4 protein-coding genes and 2 pseudogenes are annotated in these 5,924 nt (G+C 71.7%); 4 read left to right on the top strand and 2 right to left on the bottom strand.

Translation table 11 applies throughout. The features are described 5' to 3' along the window. The first annotated feature begins 181 nt into the window (after positions 1 to 181). From ROTAS13_RS18060 to ROTAS13_RS18050, 4 genes and pseudogenes are all read left to right on the top strand, one after another. Positions 182 to 598: a hypothetical protein gene (locus ROTAS13_RS18060; RefSeq protein ID WP_075823018.1), complete on the top strand. Its 417-nt coding sequence runs from the start codon at positions 182 to 184 to the stop codon at positions 596 to 598. Between the two features lie 149 nt (positions 599 to 747). After that, entirely contained in the window at positions 748 to 1,806 is a 1,059-nt protein-coding gene (locus ROTAS13_RS18055) for an alginate lyase family protein (RefSeq protein ID WP_075823017.1), read from the top strand. Between the two features lie 409 nt (positions 1,807 to 2,215). Further along, positions 2,216 to 2,413 (top strand): annotated as a pseudogene (locus tag ROTAS13_RS28180) (TonB-dependent receptor plug domain-containing protein); the annotation flags it as partial. A 278-nt stretch (positions 2,414 to 2,691) separates the two neighbouring features. Further along, a complete protein-coding gene (locus ROTAS13_RS18050) occupies positions 2,692 to 4,140 on the top strand; it encodes a TonB-dependent siderophore receptor (RefSeq protein WP_252572233.1) in 1,449 nt (482 codons plus the stop codon). A 33-nt stretch (positions 4,141 to 4,173) separates the two neighbouring features. Here ROTAS13_RS18050 and ROTAS13_RS18045 read toward each other — a convergent pair whose 3' ends face one another. Together ROTAS13_RS18045 and ROTAS13_RS18040 are read right to left on the bottom strand one after the other, a co-directional pair. Next, a complete protein-coding gene (locus ROTAS13_RS18045) occupies positions 4,174 to 5,319 on the bottom strand; it encodes an ABC transporter substrate-binding protein (RefSeq protein ID WP_075823016.1) in 1,146 nt (381 codons plus the stop codon). 87 nt (positions 5,320 to 5,406) lie between these two features. Continuing rightward, positions 5,407 to 5,883: pseudogene (locus tag ROTAS13_RS18040) on the bottom strand (NAD(P)H-dependent glycerol-3-phosphate dehydrogenase); the annotation flags it as partial. Positions 5,884 to 5,924 lie beyond the last annotated feature (41 nt).

Here is a 5,924-nt window from a genome sequence, read left to right as displayed (position 1 = left end):
GCGCCCCTACCTGCTGCTGCTGGCCGCCCTGGCGGCGCTGGCCGCGCCACTGGCGCCGCTCGCGGCCGGCGCCGCCCTGCGGGGCGACTGAGGCGCGGGACCGCGCCGGGCTCCGTGCGATGAGTCCCTTGAATCCCGTCGCCAGCCGGTTCATTCGGAGGAGCAAGGAGAAACCACGGTCATGCCGACCTTCAAGGGCAAGCCGCCCGGCGCCGGCGCCGGCGAGATTTCCCGGCGCACCGCCGCCCTGCGCCCATCGATCGCATTGGAGCCGAAGCAGCGGGACAAGGCGCGCCAGTTGCGCCGCCAGGGTCATGAGCCCGAACAGATCGCCAAGGCGCTGAACGTTCCGCTGGAGGAGGTCGAGAAGGCGCTGGTGCAGATGCGGATGCCCCGTCCCGAGACCACGCGCGGCACGCTGAACGTCACGCTGGACGCGCATCGGCTGGTGATGAAGGAGCGCAAGGGCGACGAGCCCGTCTGGGTCACCATGGACCGGCTGTTGGGCGAGCTGCTGCGCCTGCGGGCGGAGCGGGACCGGCCGAAGCGGCTGAAGGAGAGCCAGGCCGCGCTGCCCCTCTTCACCAGCGAGGCGTGAAAGGGGGCTCCGCGATGCCGCCGGGGTGGAGCGGTGGCGGCCCCGGAGCGACGGCCCCGATTCGACGGCAGGGGTTCCGCCGGGCTGGACTGGCCCTGCTCCTGCTCCTGCCTCCGCTTCTGCCGGGGGGAGCCGGGGCGGCGGAGCCGTTGCGGACGCCCTTCGCTCCCCTGCCGCCCGCGACGGCCCCGGAGACGGGCTGCCCGGCACCCCCGGAGGCCCTGCGCAACATCGAGGGCGTCTCCTTCTACACCGACCCCGCCTTCTCCCGCCCCGATCCCGGGCGCCTGGCCGCCGACGCCGCCGTGCAGAAGCGGCTGGATGTCTGGCAGGACGCGGTGCAGGCCGCCGTGGCCCGCGCCCGGGCCGGGGAGGCGGGGGCGGCCGCCTGCGCCCTGTCCCTGCTCGACGACTGGGCCAAGTCCGGCGCCATGCTGGGGGCCGTGAACCAGCAGGGCGCCTATCACCGCGTCTGGGCCCTGGCCGGGGCCGGGCTCGCCTTCCTGAGGGTCCGCGACGCGGCGGGGCTGGAGCCGGTCTCGGTCGGCCGTGTCGGCCGCTGGATGCGCGAGGTCGCGGATGCCATCCAGCCCCGCTACGACCGTGCCTCGCGGGCGCTGATCAGCGATGTGCGCAACAACCACGCCGCCTGGGCCGGGCTTGCCGTGGCGGTGGCCGGCATCGCCAGCGACAGCCGGGCGCATTTCGACTGGGGCATGGCGCGGCTGCACGCGCAGCTTGCCCAGGTGACGGGGGAGGGGGCGCTGCCGCAGGAGCTCGCGCGCGGTGCCCTGGCGCTGCACTACCATCTCTTCGCGCTGGAGCCGGTCGCGGCACTGGAACGCCTTGCCGCCGCCAACGGCGTGACCCTGCCGCCGGAGGATGAGGCGGCGCTGGAGCGCCTGACCGGCTTCGTCCTCGCCGCGGCGAAGGACCCGTCACGGATCGGGGCGCTGGCGGGCGTGCCGCAATCCGACCCCTGGCTGAAGGGCCGGCCGCCGCTTTCCGAGGCGGCGGGGCTGGAGATCCGCGCCCAGGCACGGCCCGATGCGGCACTGGAGGCCGCGCTCGCGCCGTTCCGCCCCTACCGCATGCGCTGGCTCGGGGGGATGGTGACAGGCCAGTGGATAACAGGCCAGGGGATAGCAATTCCCGATGGCGGAAGCCCGGCCCTGGAAGGGCCTGCCAGGACCCCCAGCCCAGGCTGAGGGAGGTCGCGGCTTCTCCATGGTTCGTGCGGCATGCCGGTGTTGCGGGCAGGACATTCACGGAAACATTTCGCATCCTGCGTATTGAGATTGATAATCTTTCTTAATAAGAGCCCCGACCAGGAATACCCGTCGGAGACAGGAATTGAGTACCGCACCGAAGCACCCATGGGCGCTGAGCCGTACGGGCGCTGCCGCGTTGACGGCGGCTTCCCTGGCGCTAACGCCCCATGCCGCCCTGTCCCAGGATACGACGGTGCAACTGCCCGAGATCCAGGTGCAGGGGCAGCGGCAGACCTCCACTGGCCCGGTGCAGGGCTATGTCGCCACCCAGAGCGCCTCGGCCACCAAGACCGACACGCCGCTGATCGAGACGCCGCAATCCGTCACCGTCGTCACGCGCGACCAGATGGACGACCGCGCCGTGCGCAACGTGGAGGAGGCGCTGGCCTATGTGCCTGGCCTCGCCACCGGCTTCTCCGGCAACGACACGCGCTTCGACAGCTTCCGCCTGCGCGGCTTCGACGCGCGGCCGAGCCAGTTCCTCGACGGGCTGCGCCTGCTGCGGCAGTTCGGCCCGACCTCGATCGAGCAGGACGGGCTGGAGCGGATCGAGGTGATCCGGGGCCCCAACTCGGTGCTCTACGGCCAGACGCCACCGGGCGGCATGATCAACATGATCAGCAAGCGCCCCACCGAGCGCCCCTTCGGCGAGGTGAACCTGCAGGCCGGCTCCTATGACCGCTACCAGGGCAGCTTCGACCTGGGCGGGCCACTGACCCAGGACGGGCAGTTCCTCTACCGGCTGACCGGGCTGGTGCGGCAGAGCGGCACCCAGGTCGATCATGTCAATGACGACCGCTACTTCATCGCCCCGGCCATCACCTGGCGGCCCGGCGCGGACACGACGCTGACCCTGCTCGGGCGCTTCCAGTACGACCAGGGCGGCTCGCCCATCGGCCTGCCGGCCGTGGGCACGCTGCTGCCGAACCGCAACGGGACGATCAAGCCAACTGGTTCGCGGGCGAGCCGGGCTTCAACAACTCCGACATCACCACCACCAGCATCGGCTGGAACCTCGAGCACCGCTTCGACGATGTCTGGAGCGTGCGGCAGAACGCCCGCTACATGCACAACCGCGTGGCCTACGAGACCATGTATGTCAGCGGCCTCTCGGCGGACCAGCGGCGCCTGACGCGCGGCAGCCTGCTGCAGCGGGAAAGCTCCGACACGGTCAACCTCGACAACAGCGTCGAGGCGCGCTTCGACACCGGGGCGCTGCGGCACACGGTCCTCGCGGGCTATGACTTCCGGCAGTACTGGGGCCACTACCAGGCCAGTTTCGGCCAGACCGGCACCGTCCCGTCGCTCGACATCTTCACCCGCAACTACGGCGCGGCGGTTCCCGACCCGCGCCTCGGCACGGGCGCGAAGACCGACCGCAACGACGACTACGGCCAGCACGGCATCTACCTGCAGGACCAGGTCCGGCTCGACCGGCTGCTGATCACCGGCGGGCTGCGGCAGGACTGGTCCACCACCAGCCAGACCTCGCGCCGCAACGGGGTGCGCACGCGCTCCAACGACGATGCGCTGACCGGGCGCATCGCGGTGATGTACCTCTTCGACTTCGGCCTCTCGCCCTATGCGAGCTACACCACCTCCTTCGACCCCGTGATCGGCGCCACCGCGGCCCAGCGCGGCGCCACGCCGTTCAAGCCGACCGAGGGCGAGCAGTACGAGCTCGGCGTGAAGTACCAGCCTCCGGGCCGCAACAGCTTCGTCACCGCGGCGGTTTTCGAGCTGACGCAGACCAACGTCACCACCCGCGACCCGGTCTATACCTCCTCCCAGATCCAGACGGGCGAGGTGCGCTCGCGCGGCGTGGAGCTGGAGGCCGTGGCGAGCCTGGCGGAAGGGCTCGACCTCACCGCCTCCTACACCTACCTCGATGCCGAGATCACCAGGAGCAACACGCTGATCACCGGCACGACGCGCACCACCAAGGGCAACCGCCCGGGGCTGGTGCCGGCGCATACGGCCAATCTCTGGATGAAGTACCGCTTCGACCGGGATTCGAAGCTGGCCGGCCTCGGGCTGGGCGGCGGCGTGCGCTATATCGGCAACCTCTATGGCGAGGATGCCAACCAGTACCTCTCGCCCTCGGTGACGCTGTTCGACGCCTCGGTGAGCTACGACCTCGGCCAGTACCGGCTGTCGGTGAACGCGAGCAATCTCTTCGACAAGGAGTATGTCTCCTCCTGCACCGGCACCTACTACTGCTACTGGGGCAATGGGCGCACCGTGATCGGCAACCTCGCCTATCGCTGGTGAGGACAGCGGGGAGCCGGCGCGTGCCGTTCCTGTTCAGCCGGGGCCGACCCAGTAGGTCCCCTCGAAGGGCACGGCGGCGAAGCGGCGGTTGATCTCCGCCAGCGTCGCCGCCGGGTCGAGATCCGCGAAGAGGTCAGGCCGCAGCCAGCGCGCCATCGCCTCCAGCGCGGCGATGCCGACCGGGCTGCCGAAGACCGGGTTCCACAACCCATAGACGCGCCTGTCCCGCGTGGCGGGCAGGGCCACGAGTTCCGGCGAGGCCATCAGCGCCTCCAGCGAGGCCCGGGCCTCGGCCAGCGTGACGCCCGTGCCGACGCGCAGGCCCTGCTGGTCCTCGTCATGGCGGTTGCCGGTGTTCACGACGATCTCCGGCGAGACGGCGAGGAGCTGCTCCAGGTTGATCTCGCCGCCGCGCGGGCCGGGCAGCATGCCCTCGGACAGGTTCCGCACGCCCACCAGTGAGAGCATCTGCCCCGTGCCGTCATTCCCGGCCACCCAGCAGCAGGGCCGCCGCCCGGCGAAGGCGTTCATGATCACCCCCGGTTTCGGGCCGGCATGGACGGCGACACGCTCGCGGATGCGCGCCAGCCGCTCCTCCTGGAAGCCGATCACCGCCTCGGCCCGTTCCTCGCAGCCCAGGGCGCGGCCCAGCAGCCGGATGCTCGGGATGCCATTGCTGAGCGGGCGCTGGAAGTTGTCGATGAAGACCACCGGGATGCCTGCGGCGGCGAGATGCTCGACATTCTGCCGCGTCTCGGCCGAGCCGAGCTGCCAGGTGCTCAGGACTACCAGATCCGGCCGCAGCGTCAGGGCGCGCTCCACCGAGAAGCCCTGTCCCACCGCGCTGGTGAGTTCCGGGACCCGGTTCATGGCGGGGAAGCGCCGGCGGAAGGCGAGGTCGCTGCCCTGGTCGTGCTGCTTCAGGTCGCCGCCCATGCCGACCAGCAGGGAGACCGGATCGGGCATCAGCACGGACAGGGTCAGGAGCTGGAAGTTCTCGGCCAGCAGGAGCGCCCGTGGCTGGCGCGGCAGCGTCACCTCGCGCCCCGCCAGATCCGTCACCCGGCGCGGCCAGCCACCGTCCTGCGCCCCGGCCTGGGCCTGTGCCGGCGGGGCGAGCCAGGGCAGCAGCGGCAGCAATGGCAGGACGAGGCGCAGGCGGGAGGAAACGAGGGCCAAGGGCGGGGCCTCCTGGAAGACGAGAACCATTCGCAATAGGGGGCGCCCGGCCCACGGCACAAGGCGCCCGCCACCATTCTCCTGGCGCTACTCGCTCCGGCGCGGCCGCTCCATCAGCTGCCCGACCGCCTGGGCCACGTCGAGCCGCCCCGCCAGCACGGCGGCGACGGTGGCGCTGACCGGCATCTCCACCCCCACCGCCGCGGCGCGGGCCAGCAGGGCGGGGGCGGTGGCCGCCCCCTCCGCGACGCCCCGGCTGTCCGCCAGCGCCTCGGCCGGGCTCAGGCCGCGCCCCGGCGCATGGCCCAGCGCGAAGTTCCGGCTGCTCGGCCCGGTGCAGGTCAGCAGCAGGTCCCCCAGCCCCGACAGCCCGGCGGCGGTTTCGGCCCGCCCGCCCAGCGCCACCACGAGGCGGGCGATCTCGGCCAGGGTCCGCGTGACCAGCGCGGCGCGGGCATTCTCGCCCAGCCCGGCGCCCATGGCGGCCCCGGCGGCGATGGCGGCGACGTTCTTGGCGGCGCCGCAGACCTGCACGCCGAGCACGTCCTCGCCCTCGTAGAGCCTGTCTCTTGATCACATCTACGCACAGCTCCACCGTAAGGCGA

Origin of the sequence: Roseomonas sp. TAS13, assembly GCF_001950415.1 — a bacterium.
Lineage (GTDB): Bacteria > Pseudomonadota > Alphaproteobacteria > Acetobacterales > Acetobacteraceae > Roseomonas > Roseomonas mucosa.
The sequence above is the reverse complement of the archived record's forward strand: the minus strand, read 5'-3'. Positions and strand labels throughout refer to the sequence as shown.